This is a genomic window from Salicibibacter halophilus (genome assembly GCF_006740705.1).
GTDB classification, from domain to species: domain Bacteria; phylum Bacillota; class Bacilli; order Bacillales; family Marinococcaceae; genus Salicibibacter; species Salicibibacter halophilus.
Genome location: NZ_CP035485.1, coordinates 1,236,629 through 1,257,950 on the forward strand (window position 1 = coordinate 1,236,629; position 21,322 = coordinate 1,257,950).

Annotated in this window: 19 protein-coding genes; 6 read left to right on the forward strand and 13 right to left on the reverse strand. The window is 44.4% G+C overall.

What is annotated here, in order from left to right; translation table 11 throughout:
- Window positions 1–60: 60 nt before the first annotated feature.
- The 10 genes from EPH95_RS06000 to EPH95_RS06040 all read right to left on the reverse strand — a co-directional run bounded on the left by EPH95_RS06000 (window position 61) and on the right by EPH95_RS06040 (window position 11,640).
- Entirely contained in the window at window positions 61–570 is a 510-nt protein-coding gene (locus tag EPH95_RS06000; protein WP_142088193.1) for a hypothetical protein, read from the reverse strand.
- 570 nt (window positions 571–1,140) lie between these two features.
- Window positions 1,141–1,347 carry a hypothetical protein gene (locus tag EPH95_RS06005; protein WP_142088195.1) on the reverse strand — a complete coding sequence of 69 codons (207 nt, stop codon included), beginning with the start codon at window positions 1,345–1,347 and terminating at the stop codon, window positions 1,141–1,143.
- Between the two features lie 121 nt (window positions 1,348–1,468).
- Complete coding sequence (locus EPH95_RS06010) at window positions 1,469–2,641, reverse strand: McrC family protein (protein ID WP_142088197.1); 1,173 nt, start codon at window positions 2,639–2,641, stop codon at window positions 1,469–1,471.
- A gap of 4 nt (window positions 2,642–2,645) precedes the next feature.
- The gene (locus EPH95_RS18700; protein WP_160141645.1) at window positions 2,646–5,063 is read right to left on the reverse strand and encodes an AAA family ATPase; all 2,418 of its coding nucleotides are present in this window, start codon (window positions 5,061–5,063) and stop codon (window positions 2,646–2,648) included.
- A 213-nt stretch (window positions 5,064–5,276) separates the two neighbouring features.
- Window positions 5,277–6,443 (reverse strand): group II intron reverse transcriptase/maturase, encoded by a 1,167-nt coding sequence (ltrA, locus tag EPH95_RS06020; protein WP_142088199.1) that lies wholly within the window; start codon window positions 6,441–6,443, stop codon window positions 5,277–5,279.
- 1,240 nt (window positions 6,444–7,683) lie between these two features.
- Entirely contained in the window at window positions 7,684–8,478 is a 795-nt protein-coding gene (locus EPH95_RS06025) for a hypothetical protein (protein WP_142088202.1), read from the reverse strand.
- 708 nt (window positions 8,479–9,186) lie between these two features.
- The gene (locus tag EPH95_RS06030; RefSeq protein ID WP_142091509.1) at window positions 9,187–9,759 is read right to left on the reverse strand and encodes a Uma2 family endonuclease; all 573 of its coding nucleotides are present in this window, start codon (window positions 9,757–9,759) and stop codon (window positions 9,187–9,189) included.
- 28 nt (window positions 9,760–9,787) lie between these two features.
- Window positions 9,788–9,919 carry a hypothetical protein gene (locus tag EPH95_RS19445; RefSeq protein WP_264371997.1) on the reverse strand — a complete coding sequence of 44 codons (132 nt, stop codon included), beginning with the start codon at window positions 9,917–9,919 and terminating at the stop codon, window positions 9,788–9,790.
- Window positions 9,920–10,241: 322 nt separating this feature from the next.
- A complete protein-coding gene (locus EPH95_RS06035; RefSeq protein WP_142088204.1) occupies window positions 10,242–11,126 on the reverse strand; it encodes a helix-turn-helix domain-containing protein in 885 nt (294 codons plus the stop codon).
- A gap of 415 nt (window positions 11,127–11,541) precedes the next feature.
- Window positions 11,542–11,640, reverse strand: coding sequence for a putative holin-like toxin (locus EPH95_RS06040; protein WP_160141646.1), 99 nt, complete (start codon window positions 11,638–11,640; stop codon window positions 11,542–11,544).
- A gap of 693 nt (window positions 11,641–12,333) precedes the next feature.
- Here EPH95_RS06040 and EPH95_RS06045 point away from each other — a divergent pair.
- Window positions 12,334–13,095 carry an SDR family oxidoreductase gene (locus tag EPH95_RS06045; protein ID WP_142088208.1) on the forward strand — a complete coding sequence of 254 codons (762 nt, stop codon included), beginning with the start codon at window positions 12,334–12,336 and terminating at the stop codon, window positions 13,093–13,095.
- Between the two features lie 870 nt (window positions 13,096–13,965).
- Window positions 13,966–14,154: a hypothetical protein gene (locus EPH95_RS06050; protein ID WP_142088210.1), complete on the forward strand. Its 189-nt coding sequence runs from the start codon at window positions 13,966–13,968 to the stop codon at window positions 14,152–14,154.
- A 112-nt stretch (window positions 14,155–14,266) separates the two neighbouring features.
- Here EPH95_RS06050 and EPH95_RS06055 read toward each other — a convergent pair whose 3' ends face one another.
- A complete protein-coding gene (locus EPH95_RS06055) occupies window positions 14,267–14,788 on the reverse strand; it encodes a DUF3231 family protein (protein ID WP_142091510.1) in 522 nt (173 codons plus the stop codon).
- 55 nt (window positions 14,789–14,843) lie between these two features.
- Window positions 14,844–15,299, reverse strand: a complete 456-nt coding sequence (locus EPH95_RS06060; protein WP_142088224.1) for a YndM family protein — start codon at window positions 15,297–15,299, stop codon at window positions 14,844–14,846.
- Between the two features lie 131 nt (window positions 15,300–15,430).
- Between EPH95_RS06060 and EPH95_RS06065 the strand changes: the two genes are divergently transcribed.
- The 4 genes from EPH95_RS06065 (at window position 15,431) to EPH95_RS06080 (ending at window position 19,173) form a co-directional block, all read left to right on the forward strand.
- A complete protein-coding gene (locus EPH95_RS06065) occupies window positions 15,431–15,895 on the forward strand; it encodes a DUF2243 domain-containing protein (RefSeq protein WP_405127454.1) in 465 nt (154 codons plus the stop codon).
- Between the two features lies 1 nt (window position 15,896).
- Window positions 15,897–16,649: a cytochrome c oxidase assembly protein gene (locus EPH95_RS06070; protein ID WP_142088227.1), complete on the forward strand. Its 753-nt coding sequence runs from the start codon at window positions 15,897–15,899 to the stop codon at window positions 16,647–16,649.
- Window positions 16,650–16,775: 126 nt separating this feature from the next.
- Complete coding sequence (locus EPH95_RS06075; protein ID WP_142088229.1) at window positions 16,776–18,158, forward strand: amidase; 1,383 nt, start codon at window positions 16,776–16,778, stop codon at window positions 18,156–18,158.
- A 100-nt stretch (window positions 18,159–18,258) separates the two neighbouring features.
- Window positions 18,259–19,173 (forward strand): manganese catalase, encoded by a 915-nt coding sequence (locus tag EPH95_RS06080; RefSeq protein ID WP_142088231.1) that lies wholly within the window; start codon window positions 18,259–18,261, stop codon window positions 19,171–19,173.
- 273 nt (window positions 19,174–19,446) lie between these two features.
- On the opposite strand, the gene EPH95_RS06085 is transcribed toward EPH95_RS06080, so the two are convergent.
- Window positions 19,447–20,940: an IS5 family transposase gene (locus EPH95_RS06085; RefSeq protein ID WP_319592822.1), complete on the reverse strand. Its 1,494-nt coding sequence runs from the start codon at window positions 20,938–20,940 to the stop codon at window positions 19,447–19,449.
- Between the last annotated feature and the right edge of the window lie 382 nt (window positions 20,941–21,322).

Consider the following 21,322-nt stretch of genomic DNA (forward strand, 5'->3'; position numbering starts at 1 on the left):
GAAGTCTAAGGCTTTCAGTCTGATACACAATACAGAGTAATCACTCTGTATTGTGTATCATTAAGTTGTGATATCTCTTTTATATCCTTCCCAACCCCTGTATTTTTCTGTACTTTCTAAGTGGTCTTGAAAATCCTCTATTATTTGCTCGCTGCGCTCAATGCTATCCATTCTTGTTTTTTGTCTGTCATTTTCAACGAAGCGATGAGCGTGATCATTGAAGCCGAGAATATAATGAAGTACCGTCATTTCATCGATTGTGAGTTGATCCACCTCGGTTTGAAAATAAAGCCTACCATCGAAGCCAATGTTTACAAACTCTTGCATATCAGACATCAATGGGTTTTCAACATTATGAGCCTCTTTAGCCCTCTCCAAAAGTTTTACTGATTTCTCATACACCGGATAACTGATTCCCTCATTTTGATGATCCCGATCAATATTATGATCATCATCGAGCAAATCTGTATCCCGATTAGGCGTTTTACCGTCTGGGTTATAATGACCTTCGGCTTCGTTGTTACAACCTGTGACTACCGCAGCAAACATAAGCAAAAATAAATACTTCATGAGGAACCTCCCTCGTTCATGCCATAATCATTCAACTATCATTATAGCCGCCAAGGTGACAACTTCTGTCAGGGAACAGTAATTCTTTTTCTTCATCGGAATTTTCGGCAGCGAGGGGGGATTTGCAAGGAAGTGGAGGCAATATAGAGGAATCAATATTAAATAATAGAATTTTATATCCAAGTTACTAGAAAACAATGGTATACTACAATCACAACAGAATGTGCTCGGGGTGCAGTTCACCTGCCTTTCTCCCCATCTCTTATGGGTGAGAGGAGGTGAGTGCTTATGACAGTGTATGAAGCGCTGATGCTTTGCACAGCAATTTCGACGCTCGTCTATTTTATTGTCAAAAAAGAAGACAATGAAAAAAAGTGACAACCCCGAGCCGGATAAGCTTGAAGGGGTAGTCACCTTGTTTAGGTGAACTGCACTTTAAGTAGTACTAGTTCTGTTGGGACCGTTGGTGTGGGAGCACCAACGGTTTTTTTAGATTATGCATTCTTTGGTTTATTATACTATGCACATGAGCGAACATGCAACTAAAAAAAGGATCGCGAGTGAATTGACTTACACATTCACATACTTAATCGGATTTTGCGCGTTTTGCGAAATGAGATGTCCAACGGAGTGGTCGTTGTATTTATTTCGTATTTCTTCAGGGGGCACGGCATCATAAAGTTCAACTTCACTCATTTCATAACGAAAACTGTCCGTTAAACGTATAAGCAGCGCTGGTTCTTCTACATCCACTTTTTCCTTATTGAATTGAGCCATTAATCGCTGCAATTCTATTCGTACAAATACGTCGCTTGACGAACCTTCCGGATCTACATAAATGTAGACGTAATACTACAATGTCTCCATCATTGCTTTGGAAAATGTCTTGTACATGCGTTTAACCTCCAGCAAGTAATGTGTTAAGAAATCTTTTCCCACTCTCTTCCAAGTTCCCCGACAGATCAAAACCGAGCCTTCTCACCCGTATATCTCCGATATATTCATCGAGAGGATCAACGTCTTCGGTCGGGTACAACAACACGGCTTCCTTGCAATCTTTCATTAACGCATAGATGACGATCTGCGAGACGTCGGCAGATTCAGGAGTTCCGGTATTTTTGTATTTCGTATCCACGACGCATTTGACCCTGTCAAGTTCCCTATCATAGATGACAAGATCGATAGCAAAGCGAACAGCTTCTCCTTGTCCAAGCTTCACGTTCTCTTGCGTTTTCAACTCATAGTTTCCAGGTAAGTGAACTTTCAGCCATTCTGCAACAAAGCTTTCAAAGAGTTGAGCCATATTTACGATGAAAGGAATCATCGTGCGATCACCGCGGGTATGGTGGGCGCCGATGTTTTCCAAAAAGAAGCGGCACAAGGCGTGCATCGGTTTGTAGTCTTGATTCAGACGGTTGTAAATTCTCCCAGTGCAGGCTGATGCTGATATCGGCGTTAAGGACGCTGCGTCTTTGAGACCGCGATATGCGCGCCGTACCACCAGCAGCGATGGTTCCCGGCATATGCCGCTTTGCATGATTTTATATAACGTCCACAATAAAATTCTGTTGTCCTCAATGTCAGCTTCGTGTTCCTGGTATTCGCTGCGAATATTCACGTTCCAGGCATTCCGAATGCGGTGCTGTACATCCATCTTTCCGCGTAAAAATGGCCCTTCATCGATCTGATCCATATATTTACGATATAACCCTTTTCTCGTGCGTGTGGATACCAGCGTTGCCAAATGAACAGCCAACCGCTCAAACAACTGTCGGACGGTTTCACTTTGTACCGACCCATCCAAAAAATGAAAGCTCTTTAACTGATACGCATATTCCAACATTTGAAACAAGTTGGCAAGCGGCACTTTCGGGCGAAGCTGAATGCCTTCTTCTTTGGAAAGCGGAAGAAAACCAACCCACCCATGGGGCGTAAGCTTCCACTTTCCATCTGTTTTCGGAGAGGGAAATTCGACTAAAATTTGATCAGCATAATGTCTCCACACTTTTTCTCCGGCAGCCAACGTTGTAAAATAACCTGGTTTATACTCTGTGAGCGAATACCATTTCATAAAATTACACCTGCAGTCTATCCTTCACTTGCTCCCAACGGAACATTTCGGTTTTGTCCGGCTGGTCAAAGAAATACTCCTCAAGATATGGTTCAATCTCCATTCTCCAGATACCTTCCAACTCTGCATCCAGGTTTTCCAACAAGAAAAATGAAATGCCCAATTCAAAATTTGCATCACCGATCTGACGATTAATCGCTTCTAAAGTAGAAATGAGCGATTCGACGTCCACGTTTGTTTTCTGATGGTAGTTTCGTAGAATATCATAATTCGGCCGCAATGATAGAAAGGCAAAACGCCGACGCAGCGCATGATCCATCAATGCGATAGAGCGATCGGCTGTGTTCATTGTTCCGATGATACGAACATTTTGGGGGATGCGTAACTCTTTCCCTCCTGCCAATGGCATCTTTTGTTCACGATACTCCAGCAAATACATGAGCTCACCAAACACGCGGGAAAGGTTAGCTCGATTAATCTCATCAATAATCAAGACGCATTCTCCCTGCTTAGTACTCGCCCGTTGGCAAAACTCAAGGAAGCGGCCATCCATAAGCGGATAATCCAAAACGCCATCTCTATTTACCGGACGAATGCCCTGGATAAAATCTTCGTAAGCGTAAGCCGGGTGAAATTGTACGATATCGTAAAATCCATCATTGCCACCGATCAAATGCTGAGCCATCTTCTTGGCCATATACGTTTTTCCCGTTCCGGGAGGGCCATACAAAATAGCCTGCCCTTTACGGTTGAGAGAACGCAGCCACCGTTGTACTTGAGTATCATCCATTCCCGTATCCGTCTGCATATCTTTGAGGGTATATTCCGGATTTTGGATATGCCACTGATTTTTCTCCTGCGCCAATTGCATCAACGCTTCAAATTCTTCCTTTGATGATTGGAAATTCGTTCCTTGGTTTCCTGCTTTCAAATCTTGCAAAGCTTCCTCTTCTTCAATTTCTTCCTTTAAAATCGGATTATCAACGAGTGACAGAGCAATCTCCACATCACACTTATATTTTCCGTCTTCGTTATCATCCTCATAGATTTCCGAAGCCACTGTTCCCAACGCGTAACACCCTGATTCTGCACCTGTAACCCAGATGATCACTTTATCATCGGGCTTTATTTTTTTCCGGTGAGCAGATACCGCCCAAGGCTTGGCACCCTCTTCTTTTAAATGGCCTATGGGATCAAACACATTGGGGTTCCCTTGAAAGATCCAATAATTTATTTCCTGGGCTAGACGTTGCTGTTGCCATTCATGATCCTGAAGGCCTTCCCGAAATAGTTGCCCTCTCTTTTCACGTATAAAAATAGCTTCTGAAAGTGAAGAGAGATGAAATTTTCTATATGGAGATCTTGAATAATGTTCAAAACGCTGGGCAATATGGGAAAGTGTCTCATCGAGAGCCACTCGAATTTCATTATTCAATTGATCGATCGAACATCTAAATCCGGAAATTTCCGGTTCATTTTCTTTTTGGGCAAAAGAATCAATTCTCTCGATTTGCTGGAAACCTTCATATTTCCGAAACAATGGAATACGTAAATCCCCCGACCGGTACACACCTAATATAATCCAATGACAAAAATTTACATGTATGCCATTCATGTTTCTGCGATAAGTCATCGACAATCGCTCATCATCTGAGCTGTTGACCCCCAACTTACCCATCACTTCCGCGATAAAATCAAACGCCCATTGACCCTCGTCTTCATTGGCAAATATGTTGGAAAACGGAAAGCCCATTTGATTGCCTGAGCGCCCGGACTCGTTTCGCAACCACGAATACAAGAAAAAATCCAACTCCAGAAAATCTTCAATATGTAAATCCTCTTTTAGTTGTTGCATATATTGCTGAAAATCAGCTAGATTATCAGTTTCACCGTATATTAATCGACAAGCCTCTTTCGATTTTTCATTGTAAATCATGAATTGTTCCGGATGGAAAACCATTACCAATCCAGTCGAGATATTTGGACCAAAGCCCTTGATTTTTTGAATTTGCAAAGCCTTTTCCGCCGGGTTATATGCTTCTTCGTTCAAAATAGCTAAAGCATCTTGGATCAAATCGATTTTATCATCATCATCTTTTAACATCGAACCAAAAACTCTTGTTCCCGATCCCCACATGGCGTTTCCTTTATAGGTTAATGTTCGATTTTGAAGCGCGTCTTCTAATTCGCTGATCTTATCGGCATCCTTTTCACGATCCAGCTGATAAAAGTCTACTTTTTCATTCCTTAAATAGGCATCTCCAATTACCCAGATTTCCTGATTGAATGTTTGCACGTCCATCTCCGTTCCATCGGCTAGCATCTCTCTTAATTGCGCTGCACGAAAACGCCTGATGTTCAGGATCAGCTGATTCAACCGATCATTTTTAAAAGCTTGATAATGTTCGGCAAGTGTAACCACTATATTGTACCCTCCGTTTCTTTCCTCTATTTATGATCATACACGGTGAAGCATCTATATTTCTATTGTAGAGTAGGACGAGGGCTTTCGCCCTCGGACCCCTCGTCAAACCGGACGTGCAGCTTTCCCGCATCCGGCTTTCCTTTGCCAGTTCCCCATCTCCGGGAGTGAGTGGTCATCATTCGTCGCCGAATTGGCTATTTCAAACCTGGATTAGGAACGTGTGGTGAGTAGATGTGTCAAAAAGACCATACCAGCCTTCTCTAAATGTTTATTGAGAATCCAGTGGTTTGAAACGGTTGATTTCCTCTTCCGCATAAAGGCTCGGACCCTCATTCGTGTCCATTCATCGAGCCGCTGGAACTTTTTCTTTACATTCCCGATTCGATAATAGTTTCCGAAACCACGGACGATCTCATTTAGTCGAATGATCATTTGCTCGACATTACGTTTTTGTTGTCGCCTTGTGATGAACCGGATTTTGTCTTGAAACTTCTTCATTTTCTTCTCCGGCAACACCATGTACGATTTCCAAAAATTGAACCCCAAAAATTGAAACCCTTCGTCAAAGTGCACGACTTTTGTTTTCTCCGGATGCATCCGTAATTGGAGCTCACCTTCCAGAATATCCTTGGCAACTTGATACGCTTTCTCTGCCTGTTTTCGTGTTTGACAGAACACTATGGCATCATCCGCGTATCGCACGACCGGAAATCCTTTCTCCAACATCCCCCAATCAAAGTGGTTAAGGTAAATATTGGCAAGAAGCGGACTGATGACGCCACCCTGCGGACTCCCGACTTCCGTTTCATAGAACTGATCATCTTCCATGACCCCGGATTTAAGCCACATTTGAATGAGCCCCAAGACTCTGCCATCCGTCACACGCTCCCGAACCTTCTCCATCAGTTTATCGTGGGGAATCTCATCGAAGTAGGATTGAATGTCTAGATCCACGACATATTCATAGCCGGCTTTCCTTGCCCTTTCGACGGTCGCCAATGCTTGATGTGCCGAGCGGGAACGTCTAAACCCATAGCTATGCCGATAGAAGTCTTGCTCGAACAAAGGTTCAATCACTTGTCTCACCGCTTGTTGGATCACACGGTCCCGTATCGTTGGGATGCCTAACGGTCGCCACTTCCCGTTATCTTTCTCGATATACACGCGTCGCACGGGATCTGGCTTATAGCGGTTCTCTTGTAAAAGACGCTCGATCTCTCCCAGTTTGGTTAGTTCCTGTTTTCTAAACTGCTCAATGGAAATACCGTCAACGCCTCCACTCCCTTTGTTCCTTCTCACGACTTGCCAAGACGTACTGATGTTGTCCCATCGGTATACTTTATCGATCAAGGAGTAATATTGTCGTTTGCCTTTCATGGTTTTTCACCACCTTCGGCACCTCTCACCAAGCTGGTCTTGCTTCCGCTACACCGATCGATTCCTTGCTTGTTCCAGACGGAGAAACTGCGTTTCTAGGTTTCCCAATCGCTCCTGTTTCCCCTGCCTGTACTCAGGTCGCCGGTATCCCTCTTTCCCCAAGCGGGGTTTCCGCTGTCGGCGGGACGGACCCTCTCGGTGACACCTCATTTCATTAAGGCGCTTACGATCGTCGCTCACGTTAGCTCACAACTTTGGCAAAGTAAGTTCCCTTCGCCTCTGTTTTCCCTCTTTTGGAGTGGAAGCAGGTGGTGTGACGCTATGCACACCCTCATCCGAGTTTTATCCTCCACACTGTCGCCAGCTTTCCTCGGCTCGGACTTCCTCGCTACTACGGAACCGTCCGCCATCTTGCAGACCTTCGTTCCGGCTTTCCCTCATAGGTTATACCTTCCCTACCTTATGCCGCTTGGCCCAAGGAGCCTACAAGACTTCCCCCGGTCACCATACGTTCTTTTCCATCCATCCTGACCCTAATCACGTCGATGCGTCCCACAGGTCGTTTCCCTTTTTATGTTTTCCTGCAGGATATGCCTGTATGGCAAAGGTTTCCCCGTTTTTATGGCGGGTCACCCAACACCGCCGCCACCTCTGGTTCATCTCATATTCCGGGCTGGACTTTGCCTGTAGACCTTTCAGATTCCCCCTTGCGGGAGACACCCTGTCCACCCTGCCCTATGCCGGGCGAGGGCTTTTCACCGGCTACGGCACTTTAAAGGGTAAAGTTACCGAGTGGACTTCAACCACTTAGATCGCATGACTGCGGGGCACGCATAAAAACTCCCGTGACAACTTCTGTCAGGAGTGAAAAAATAAATATGAAAAAAACCCGCTGATAGGTGATTATTTGCTTCAAAAAGACAATAAAAAAGTGACTCCCCCGGGCACTGCAAGCTTGAAGGGGTAGTCACCTTACCTGGTGAACTGCACTTTAAGTGAGTACAAGTTCTGTTGGGAGGTGCGGTACATAAGCCGGGACGAACGAAGCGTCTAATTTTTCATTCGCGACGGCTTTACGTGTATGACAAATGGGTTCTTTTTTGATTGATCGATGGTTCATTTCCGCCAGATGACAGTGTACGAAGCCCTGATGCTTTGCACAGCCATTTCAACGCTCGTCTATTTCAATGCCGAATGAGGAAGCTTGAGGATTCACCTTATCTGATGAACTGCACACTTCCTAGTCATCCGGCTCTCCTACAACAATGTTAATACTCCGGCATGCATTGGCATCCTGATCAACAAAATGAAAAATTTCAAATTTCTTATTATTCATTACCTCAGACAAACCATACTGTTTCAGATATAGCGTAATCTCCTGGTCTGAATAATTTTCAATGCCCGCTGCCGAGAATGAATAGGTAATAAATGTATATCCGTCGTCTGCCCAGGCTGAAACTTTCACATGCCGTCCGTCGTCAAGATATGTTTTTTGCTTACCCAGAGTAATTGAGTCATCCCAATCTGCGGCGGAATCATTCTCCATTTCTTTTTGCACATCTACCAGAGAAGCATCAGCTGGATTCACAATGCTATTATAATGCTCATAACTATCAGTGACTTCTGTCAGTCCGTCTGTAGAGATGTAAACGCTGTCTTTACCAATGGTAGCAACAACAATCGGCAAGCCTTTATATAATACAGCTTTTTCGATTTCAGCAGCGTTATCGATATAATACCCATCCTTACCTTTTTCATCAAAGCCAAAGGAATGAGTGTCCAAAAACTCAACTATTTCATGAACATCATAGATTTTGGGAAAGCGTACAGCAACCATATGATACTTCCCTTTTGCCTCCAGAATGGATACAAAATAATCATCTACTTGAATGGATTCCACTTTGAACTTATCATATATGCTTTCGTAATCATCAATAAAACAATACTCGAAGTAATCATCCAATTCCCATAGCTTGTTCTCTTTTTCCGTCGCAGATTTCTTCGCACGCAAATCTTTGATATTGATCACTTTCATAGTACCTACCTCCCATATACGTTCACCTTTATTGTACATTATAAAGTGACACCTACTGTCAGGGAACATCAATTCGTTCACTTTTTTTATTATCTTATTGGAAACACAAAGGAGGGAGATATGTAGAGCTTAGAGTTCAGCTATGTAGATGAACGCCCAGGGCAGTCTATGAAGCGCTGATGCTTTGCACAGCCATTTCGACGCTCGTCTATTTCATTGCTAAAAAAGAAGACAATGAAAAAAAGTGACAACCCCCGAGCACCATAAACTTGAGGCGTAGTCACCTTTCCTGGTGAACTGCACTTTAAGTGAGTGCATGTTCTGTTGGGACCGTTGGTGTAGCACCACCAGCGGTCTTTTTTAGATTATGCCTTCTTTGATTTATTATACTATGCACATGAGCTAACATGCAACTGAAAAAAGGATCGCGAATGAATTGACTTACACATTCACATACTTAATCGGATTTTGCGCGCTTTGAGAAAAAATTCCCATTTTCCCGGGCTGTCATCCAGCATTCCTCTAGAGAAGAGCGTTGATCCGGCAGGTAGCCATGTGGCGACGTGATAAACCTCTTGCACGACACCGTCATGAACAGCTAAGACGTATTTTTTGCCGTATCTGACTTGTCCTCTAAATATGAAAACGTCCGAATTCCGTTTCCGTCTCACTCACTGCTTAATCCCAAAACACCCATTGCGCGGTCGCTCATGGGAAAATTTTATTCAACTGTACTTCAAAATCCGGGAAAAGACTCACCTTTACGGCATCGCTTTTCGTGAACACATCCGCTCGCTCGAATGATTGATCTTGAAGAACAAAAACCTCCACCGTTTCGTGATGCGGATCCACAATCCAGTATTCCTTAACGCCGGCTTCTTCGTATTTATTGTACTTTGTTAAACGATCAGTGCGTGCTGTAGCCGGGGAAAGAATCTCAATAACCAGGTCTGGTGCGCCAATGATTCGCTTTTCATCGATCTTTTTAGGGTCACAGACGATCATCAAATCCGGTTGAACCCAATTATTTATCTCTTCATTCGATGTTTCCGATGTTGCGAATAAACAAACATCTAAAGGTGCGGTAAAAAACTTGCACGCTTTCCCCCGTAAAAATGCACCAAATTCCACGCTTAGCTCTAGTTGAATTTCTTGATGACCGGGAGTGGGCGATGGCGTCATATTCACAATCACACCATCAAATGCTTCGCATCGAACATCTTCGTCCCATTGCAAATAGTCGGCATAAGAGGATAATCCGTTTGTGTATTCCTGTGGCATTGACAATATCATCACCACCTGTTTTTGATCAGTATATCACACTGACGCCATTCAAAGCCGCCTTACGAATTTTTTCACCCACAACGAATGCTTCATCCTTTAAATTTAAATTCTCATAGCTTTCAAGTTGGAATTCATATTCATATAGCCCATCTCTCACACAACAGAATTTCCTTGAGTCGCAATTCTGCTCCTTTTCCCATCTTCCTAAGGTGGGGATAGAAAAATATCCCAATTACTGGTGAATATCGACTGTGAGCTGATCCACCTAATTTGAAAATAAAGCCTTCCATCGAAGCCAATGTTTACGAATTCCTTAAATGAAGACAATAAAAAAAGTGATAACCCCCTAGCACCACAACTGGTGAACTGCACTTTAAGTGAGTAAAAGTTCTGTTGGTGTTGGAGCACCAACGGTCTTTTTTAGATTATTCCTTCTTTGCAATACTTTACTATGTACAGAAGCTAAAAGTAAACATTCTTCACTCTGCCGTCAGCCAAGCCGGTAAATCTTCTTCCCTGATCTTGTGCATTCGCTCTTGCCATAATTCGTCGAGTTCCTCTTCATAGATCCGTTCAAAAATCCGTTTGCACGCGCCGTAAAAGTAGCCTGCTAATGAACCGCGCAAGCGGCCGGTTTTTTTCATAAACATCGCGCCTTTAAACGCCTGCACAATCGAGTGTACAATGGCTTCTTCCGTGAGATCGGCTTCGGTATTGATATACTTATATGCGCTTACCGCGCGACCCCAGAGTTTATAAATGTCTTCAGCATCATAAAACGGTTTGGCCGCTGTGACGAAAAGGCGCGGTACATGAGCCGGGACGAAAGAAGCGTCTAATTTTTCATTCGCGACGGCTTTACGTGTATCACGAATGGGTTCTTTTTTCTCTGAAAGAGAGCTTGCTTCAAAAGACAAAGCTTCGTTTTCCTTTTGTTTAGGCTGAGCGTTTGATGCATCAGTATTTTCCGGGTTTGATCGATGGTTCATTTCCGACGGATCAGTCGATGGATCAACGATGACGAACACGTTATGGCCGTACCCGCCGCGCACCTTCCCGCGCTGTCTTACCGTGCGATGAACGTCGATCATCTGCCGCTCTTTAAGCACACGAATAATCCGCTTGACCGTTGAGGACGAAACGCCAACTTGAGCGGCCATAACCTCATATTTTAGAAAAGCCACACCGACTGTCTTCACCGCATGACGAGCAATCAATTTGAAAACAGCGACGGCGTTTTCCGTTAATTCGTGTGAATTAGCGTATAAGTGCATGCGAATCGCCCGGTTAAGTTCTTCTACATTCGTGAATGGCGACAGTGATTTGTATGAGCAGAGATCGGCGTTACTTAGAATTGGATGCACAAAATAGCCCCCTATTTTTTCTTCTCGATAGGAATATCGAAACTTTTGAAGAAAAAAGGGGGCCTATTACTGCTAGGTGCTCGGGGTGAACGCTTATGACAGTGTATGAAGCGCTGATGCTTTGCACAGCTATTTCAACGCATCTCTTCCCTGCCGACAAATCGGACTTATTATGAAGCATCAAAAGCTTGCAATGACTAGCAAGCGACAGCCCATAATCGATAGAAGAAACACCAATAGACGGACCATAACCGTTGAATATGATCATCAACTTGTAGTATAATAAAAGTAATCAAGACATATAATGAAAATACCGCCTAGTTAAAAAACTAGACGGTAAGCTGAATCCCTGCTTGGGCATTTGGCTAGATTGTGAAGGATAGTCCCTCTCATGTCCGCCAAGACTCATGAGGGGCTATTTTTTATTTGCCAGCATTAGCCACACTAAGGTTAGCAAGGCTAACGTAAACATACCGGAAGCAATCGCTAATTGTAGTGCTTCAAATACTGACATGGCAACACCCCCTTCCATTTCAGGGATGTGCCAAAATGCCCACACATGAGTATTCAGCTACTCTTATTCTATCATACATAAGGTTACTTTCGTTTGAGAATACCCATAGGCGTTCTTTTTTTTATAAGGTGCTTCGCATATTAAGCTTTGATGCTCTGCACAATGAAGACAATGAAAAAAAGTGACGCCCCGAGCGCCACAAGCTTAGAGGGTAGTCACCTTTGCTGGTGAACTGCACTTTAAGTGAGTGCAAGTTCTGTTAGACCGTTGGTGTTGGAGCACCAGCGGTCTTTTTTAGTTTATTCCTTCTATGCAATCATTATACTATGTACAGTTGCTAAAAGTAAACAACATCTTTTCATGAAACATGAAGTTGGTACGCTTTGAATGTGTTTCTTTGCCCTCTTTACAATTGTAAATTTTTACACCAGAATAAGGGTACATTAAACCTGAGTTTCACTCACCGCATATGCGCGTGCGTGAAACTTGCAATGATTGGCAGGAACTCTTCGCACAAGCGAAAACGTTCCTGCTTTTTTTTAAGGCCTATAAGCTTTTAAGTGAATACAAGTTTTGTATGATATAGGAAGTCCTAAAAACTTATCAACGATTTCACAACTTTCGTCCTGCAGCCGGGGAGCTGTTGTATACTATAGGTGTGGTAAAAAATACTGCAAAACGGAGGCGATCGGTATGAAACTGGACGGAAAAGTTGCTGTTGTTACCGGGGCAGCGTCTGGAATGGGAAAGGCGATTGCGACTTTGTATGCGAATGAAGGTGCAAAAGTTGTGGTTGCCGACCTTAACCAGGAAGGTGCCGATGAAGTTGCACAGGGAATCGTTTCATCTGGTGGACAAGCAAAAGCAGTCAAAGCAAATGTTGCAGAATCAGCGGATATCGCCAATATGATCGATACAGCAGTAAGTGAATTCGGTACACTGGATATTTTGGTAAACAACGCGGGGATTATGGATGGATTTGAACCGGTTGGCGAGATTGAGGATGATAAATGGGATCTCGTTTTTGATGTCAATACAAAAGCCGTAATGCGTGCGGCTCGCAAGGCTATGCCTATTTTTCTGGAAAAGGAAAATGGCGTAATTATCAATACAGCTTCATCCGGCGGGTTAAACGGGGCGCATTCAGGTGCCATTTACACGGCATCCAAACATGCTGTTGTAGGGCTGACAAAAAATACAGGATATATGTATGCCGACAAAGGGATTCGATGCAATGCGATTGCACCGGGTGGCGTCGAAACAAATATTAGCTCGTCTATGACAGGGGTAAGCCAATTCGGGATGGAACGTACGAAAATACCCCAATCGGTCATGCCTCGAACAGGTACATCGGAGGAAATTGCAAATGTAGCCTTGTTTTTGGCCTCGGATGATTCCAGCTTTCTAAACGGGGCGATAATACCAGCTGACGGAGGCTGGACTGCTGCGTTTTAGTTCTGGATGACGCCGCGGGAAAGGCACGACAAAAGCTATCCTTGCAGCATCTTTAGCAGGATAGCTTTATTTATACCCCGAGCTCATTTTTCGCACGTTCCACCTTACTGCTGTTCTGTTATCGGGTTCCCTATTCTTGATATGGTGCTGCATTTTAAGTCCTCCATTCCCACTTCTGAGGACTGATCGAGTTCAAAATTCGCTTTTTGAGTCCTCTACTGCCACGTCTGAGGAATGCCAGGGAAGAAAACACACATTTTGAGTCCTCAATTGCCGCGGTAGATCATCTTTTAGCTGGATTTTTTGTTCATATCAGAATTTCTGAAACGTAGTACTAGTTCTGTTGGGCCGTTGGTGTATCACCACCAGCAGTCTGTTTAGATTATTCCTTCTTTGCAATCATTATACTATGTACAGTTACCAAAAAACTCAAAAAGGTTCGCCATGTTCACAACAAAGGGGACCATTGTGTGATCGCCGCCGTTATGATGAGCGGAAGAATCATTGTTGGAGGTACGACGCGCGTATCGCGTTCTCAAAGACGCTGCGTCCTTAACGCCGATTTCGGCATCAGCCTGCAGAGACAAAACTTACAACCGTTTGAACCAAGATTACACACCGTATTTAACTCGGGTGACGAGTGGGTAAAGGCGTCATATTTCCAATCTCACACCATCAAATGCTTCGCATCGAAAATCTTCGTCCCATTGCAAATAGTCGGCATAAGAGGATGATTATATCACACTAACCCAGCCTTAGCCGCCAGCTAATATTTTCACCCGAAGGTTGACTTTGTACTCTTTTCTCACCATACATCTGACAGCCTCTATTTTCATAAGCTGATACCATTCCCTGCAGAGGAGGTATTCCATGGACACAGTCCATCTCCACAATCGTTTAGTTTTACAGGGGGTTCCGATTATCGAAGACGATCTCCCCTATATCCAACAGGTCATAGGCATGATGGAAAATGCTTATGACCCGTTTACAAGGATCGAAAACGTGAGCAAAGAGGATTCCATTCTCGTTTTCGATCCGGAGGTGCTTCTGTTTGACTGAATGATACATGAAAACGGCGAATGACCTCGCTCCCCTTACGTAAGGGATCGTTCGAATCACATCAGAACATATATGTAGCCCCCTTTTATATTCCAAAGGGGGCATATTTAATTTAATCCGTCTTATTCGATTTGCTTTTTTTGTGAAGCGGAGGTGAAACTAACCATCCCTTTTCTTTGTTCATTTTTAAGAGCTTTGCGCCCATTTGCGCTTTCTTCGTATGAGATTGGCCGTACATCATAGCGATGTCTTCCCTAATACATTGTCCAATAAGGGTACTGTCTGCAACTAATCCCTGGGCAATATCTTTTGACATGGCTGCAGCAATTTCAGGATCCATGATCCTTGCACCTACAGGAATATCCTCTTGATCAGCTTCCGAACGTTCGGGAGGAGCAACAGGCAAGCTGACACTGTTTTCTTTTAACAAGGCTTCATTTTCTTCGATACTGGGTTTAGTAACATTCTCCACCATGTCCTGGATAAACTTTTTTAAATCTTCATCCCCCGCATGGTTATGGAAAATTTGATAGGTCGTCAGTTGTCCTTTCGCAACAGACAATGCCGACCATACACCAATAACTTCGCCATAGTGCATCGGTTCCTGCTTTTGGTTGCCGCTAAACATACCCATCTTTATAAAACCTCCAAAAAACATGTTTTTTACGATCATTAGGGTGCTACAAAACCTAATCTTTATTCTTCTTACCTCTTCTCGCAGCATCCGTTTCTGTTCCAAACTCGGTTTGCAGGTTCCTATCCGATGTGTTCTGTCTGTTATTATCGGCAGTTGTTTCCGGGTTGTTCAGGACTGTGTTTCGGACATACATATGGAAGAAAATTTCTCCGATGGCAATAATAACAGCTGAAAAAAACGCAGCCGACCCGAAATTTGCTGTCGGTTCGAATATAGCGGCAAGCGCCCAGACCCCTGCGAATACGAGGCCAAAGTCTGCTATTGTCGCTACCACATTTCCGAATTGCGGCAAGATCCACAAGTCGCCAATGAGGTATGCTACGCCAGTCATTATAATACTTATCAAGAAAATATTCCCAAATCCAACGTTGAAAAACCCGCCTAAAATTAGCCACAATACAGCTGTGATCATAACAAACTTAATAATCAACGCGACGACATGGTTCATTTATTCACCTCCCATCTAATCGCTCGCCTCTTTAATTTGACTTATTTTTGATGATTTATTCATGGGTGAACAAGAGGAATAAAGATCCTTTTTCCGTGAGAATATAACATCTAATCCTGAAGGAAGGATTGATTGTCGTGACTCACAGAACATATCCCAACTATAATCTATGGTCAGGAATTTTATTTGGGATTGGCATGATGGCGTTTATCGATGAAGCCTTATTTCATCTCCTTCTTCAATGGCATCATTTTTATGATCGATCTACGACTGAAATAGGGTTAATGTCAGAAGGGCTGTTGCATGCATTCAGCTGGTTTGCGACAATCGCTTCCTTATTTATGCTTGCCGGTATCAAAAAAAGAAACGGCTTCTGGCTGAAAAGATGGGGAGGAGGCGTGCTGCTCGGCGCCGGTATATTTCAATTTTATGATGGCATCGTGCAGCACAAGTTGATGAGGATTCACCAGGTACGTTATGTGGATAATCTTATTGTGTACGATTTGGTTTGGATTTTAGCTGCTGTTCTTATGATTGTTGGAGGTGCTTTTCTTATTAAACGCACAAAACAGTCCGGTCTGAAAGGATCCTTATAGGATGGTTATATTTTCAGCTGTTTCAGCGGTCATCGTTTACACTTGGATCGGAATTCGAACGAGTCAAAAAAAGCGTCTGCGCAAATGGCCTTATAATCGATATGGATGTTGGGCGCTTGGTGTCGTTTCAATGTTTTTAGCATTTACACTCCAAATGCATGGACATTCCGATTTTACCATGCATATGGTTGTACATTTGCTGCTTGGTATGTTGGCTCCATTACTCTTCGTATTGGCTGCGCCAGTGACCTTGCTTCTTCGCTTTTTACCTGTAACATTGGCCCGCATTGCAACAAAATTTTTCAAATTGCGTCCAGTACAGTTTCTCACCCACCCAGTCGTTGCTGCTATTGTGAATTTCGGAGGGCTTTGGATTTTGTATCGAACAAGCCTTTTTGAATGGATGCATATGTCGACGCCTCTCAGTATATTGATCCATATCCATGTATTCGTAGCAGGTTTTGTGTTCACTTCAGCAATGCTCTATATAGACCCCGTCCCCCATCGGTCCAGTTTCCAGCTGCGAGCGATGGTTATGGTGTTTGGATTTACTGTACATGCTGTGCTGGCAAAGCTCATTTATGCAGAATCACTTTCGGGCGTGGCAGCTGCCGATGCAAGAAAAGGGGCAATTTTGATGTACTACGGCGGCGATATTGTCGATGCGTTGCTGATCAGCGTGTTTTGCTTATTTTGGTATCGCAATTCTGTTTTTAGTAAAGAGAAAATTCCATCAGAGGGGGTGCGTGAATGATCCCGCTACTGATGTTCAAGTGCTAATTTCATTTTATATCATTCATACATTGTGTTTCTATGCATTTGACAACCTTCGCTTTTCATAAGCTATTAATATACCCTATCAGCGCGGAGGTGGTTTTTTTTGACTGAATTACATACGAAGACTGCGAGCGAACTTGCTCCCTTCATCAAGGATAAGCAATTGTCGCCGGTGGAACTAACCGAAGCAATCATGAAACAAGTGGAAAAAGAGAATCCCTCGATCAATGCGTATATTACATTGCTTCCCGAAGTGGCACGTGAACAAGCCAAACATGCGGAAAAACAAATGATGCAAGGCCTGTACCGGGGTCCTTTGCACGGCATTCCCATCGGGATCAAGGACAACATGTACACAAAGGGAATTCCGACGACGGCAGGGTCAAAATTATTACATGATTTTTTGCCTCATGAAAACGCAACATCGGTGGATAAGCTTTTAGCCGCCGGTTGCATTATGATCGGGAAATTAAACATGCATGAATTTGGAGGGGGCTTAACAAATACGAATCAATTTTATGGAAATGCCCGCAATCCCTGGGATCTCAACCACACCCCCGGAGGTTCAAGCGGCGGGAGTTCGGCCGCTATATCCGCAGGATTAGCAACGCTTGCAACAGGGACAGACACGTTCGGATCCATACGGGAACCCGCAGCCATGGCGGGGATATACGGGTTAAAGCCAACATACGGATTGGTGAGCTCCCACGGCGTTGTTCCTCTTGCGCCTTCTATGGACCATATCGGACCGATGGCACGTTCCGTCCCCGATCTCGCCTTGATGCTTCAACACATGGCCGGTCCTGACCCGCGTGATCCTGCGAACATCCATGCCCCAATTCCGAATTACAGCGATAGCTTAACGAAAGGCATCGAAGGGATTAAAATCGCTGTTCCGGGATACTTTTTAAAAGGGCTGGATTCCGATATTGAATTTTTATTTAAAAACGCGCTTGAGCAAATGGAGAATATGGGGGCAAAAATAATTGACATGGACATACCCGAATTGGAACTGTCTTCCTATGCCGCTTATCAAACCGTTACAGGCGAAGCCGGCAACACCTTTTATGAGAAACTGAAAACGAATCCCGAAGTTTTTAACGACGATGTCCGTATTTTTTTCACATCCGGGTTAGCAACGAATACGAATCATTATGTAAGATCGCAACAAGCTCGTCGACGTTTAGTGACGGCGTTTAAAAAGACCTTTGAAGATGTTGACATCGTGGCAGCACCGACGGTCCCGATCACGGCTCCAGCGTTCCAGACCGCATGGATCGAACAAAACTTGGATATCATCGAACGTTGCATGCCGTTTACCGCGCCCGCTAACCTTACGGGATTGCCATCACTGTCCGTGCCAATTGGATTGTCATCGGAAATGCTTCCGGCGGGCATGCAGTTCATGGGGGATCATCTAACAGAGAGGTTGCTATTCCAGGTCGGAAATAGTTGGGAAAGCATCAATCCATTGGGTGCGGATTGATGCTGAGGGGTTGGGGGCGCACTTTCTGTTAAAAATAAATAAGTAATAGTTAGCCTGTATGAAAAATATCTTTATATATGGAAAATAAAGGAGGTCCGTAATGTTTTATCATTTTAAGGAATTGCAATATCCTTCGAAACCGGAAAGGCCTGATCCGGCGTATGCGAAACGGCTGCAGGAGATTTTAGGCGGGCAGTTTGGGGAGATTACGACCACGATGCAGTATCTGATGCAAGGGTTTAACACGAGAGCGGATGCGAAGTTTCGGGATCTTATCTTGGACATAGCGACCGAGGAGATTGGCCACATCGAAATGGCTGCTACGATGATTGCAAGGTTGCTTAATGAATCTCCGACTGAGGAACAGGAAAAAGCGTACAAAAGCGATCCCGCGCTTGCAGCAGTGATTGATGGAGAGAACCCATTGAATTACATCGTTGCAGGGGCAGGTGCTATGGCTGTCGATGCGGAAGGAAACGCCTGGACATCAGACTATATCATTTCGAGCGGGAATTTGTTAGCCGATTTCAGAGCCAATTTCAACCTTGAATCCCAAGGGAGACTGCAAGTGGTCCGTCTATACAACATGACGGATGACCGTGGGGTGAAAGATTTGCTTTCTTTTTTTATCGCTCGGGAAACGGCTCATCAAAACATTTGGCGCGAAGCCATTCACGATCTGGAAAATAGAGAAGGAGATATTGTTGTTCCAACCACTTTTCCAAGAGAGAAACAATTCAACGAAGTCGCATACGATTTTTACAATTTCTCTGAAGGGGAAGAAAGCACAAAAGGACCTTGGACTAGTGGACCGGCCCCTGATTCCAAAGGAGAATTTCAGTATTATGATCGCCCCGTCAGCTACGGAAAAGAACCACATTTAAAATCGGCCCATCCAAAGTTGCACAATACAATGGAAAAGCCTGACCATAAGCATCCGCATCCATCTAAGCACCATCCGGGAACGTATTTTCCGTATAAACATGGGGACAAAAGAGATGAAGGGGATGAATAATCCGTTCCAAAATCGGATGCGGGCTTCTCATCTACACTGTTGTCGTCTTTTCTAAAGATGTGTTCGGGGTACGAACCGATTTCGACATACGTCTGTTAAAAGTGACGCCCCGAGCAGGACAAACTTGAGGGGCAATCCCCTTACCATAGAGCGTTCAGAAACCAGCAAACGACATTCCGCATTTCCGAGATGTTCACATTCCTTTAGAAACGTACGGTAACCATTGAATATGGTTATGATAAATTAGGGGTTGCTGAATGACCTACCGTTCATTCACGCAACCTTGGGGGAGCCTTCTGAACATCGAACGTCCTGAACCAAATACATGAAAAAACTAAAAAAAGAATGCTCCCGAAGGGCTTTCGAGAGATTCATGACGAGCACTTGGAGGGAAATCACTGTTTCACTGGTATTTCGAAGGCATGCTCGAATAAGACCAAGGCCATAGGTGCGCTTTCCTTCACCGAATTTCCCTTCGATGGCATTTCGTTCTGCGGCATCCTGCTTCTCGATCTGCTTTTGTTCTTTGGATTCTTGTTTGGGAGGACGGCCCAGCTTGGGACCCGTTAGGCGAATCCCGCGTTCCTTGCAGTACTTTCGGTTCTCGCGTGTGAGATAAATCTTATCCGCCAAAACAGCTTCGGGATAAACGCCAGCGCGCTGCGCATAGGCTTCCACGGCGCCAGGAAGATCAGCGGCTTCGTGATACGCATCCCACTGCAAGTTGTCGAGAAACGCCCATCCGTCTACCAGGCTCATGGACAACTTGGCGCCAAACTCCACGTTCGTATGGGCCTTTCCACGAACAATCGGCCGAACATGAGGTTGGTGAATGCTAACGATCCGATCCTCAATGCGGTGGGTCTTTGAATCATACATCTGCCTTTGTTGGCGATACAATTCTTGGATGACAAAGAGTTCACCGTACTGTTTACGGCTGAGTCGGTCGAGTCCGGATTGAAGAGACAGTTTCTCCAGATGGTTGAGATCTCGCTCCACATAGCCTAGCTGCTTTCGAATCGCTTTCCGTACCTTCTTGCGTTTCGGGCTTTTCTGTTTGGCAATGGACAGGTAAGACTTTCGAGCTTGGTTCCGGTAAGTTCGAGGTTTCTTCCGGCTTCCACGGAATGGTTCGTGCAACACGTCAATCATCGTTTCCAGCTTTTCACGGGCTTCATTCAAAAGTTTCAAGTCCGTTGGGTAGGTGATAGCTGCAGGTGCACACGTGGCATCGATCAAGAGCTTTCCTTGATGTGTCTCCGCGGCGTCTGTCTCCTTCTTTTTTTCTTCAGCGGGCGCTGAAGATGAAGACGTTCCGCGATGATCATCATCGTCATCGCCATCGCCACTATCTTTTTGAGATTGTTGGTCTTCCACGATCCACGCATTGACTTGATCGATCATCTCACGGGATATACGTTTACGAAAGTGCGTCATGGTCGAAGCATCGAAAGGCGCTGTTTCAGTGAATTCAGGCAGGCCAAGGAAGTATTGCAGGTACGGATTCTCGGTCATCTGTTCGACGGTTTCACGGTCACTCGTGCCTAGTTTCTCTTTGATAATCAGGGCACCCAGAGCCATTCGGACCGAATACGCTTGATTCCCTTGTGTCAGGTCCTTGAGGGTTTCCTTATACGCTTCTTCTACTTTCCACCACGGGATCAAGCTTGCCAGCACGACCCAACGGTTATCCGGGTTCAATCGGCCACCGAATGGTAGAAAAAAGTCATCGGGTAAAAGCATTTGATGTTCCGAATGGTGATACATGATTTCGTCCTCCAGGTGCAAGGTTTTTTCGTCTCTTTGTAGACTTTCCTTTGCACTTTACTTCGACAAAAATAGCGAAAATCCTTGTTAATAAGGGAATTTTTATCTATTCAGCAGCACCTAAATTAAGGTATAAAATGAAAATACCGCCTAGTGTAAAAAACTAGACGGTAAGCTAAATCCCTGCTTGGGCATTTGGCTAGAATGTTAGGGTTAGCCCCTCTCATGTCCACCAAAACTCATGAGGGGCTATTTTTTGTTTGTCAGCAACATCGCGTCCATTCGTAGACCATTCGTTTTTATGCCCCAAAACTACCATGAGGCGTTACGACACACCCCATGGAAAGATGAACATACCGTGTTTTGTTGCATTTGCAGACTC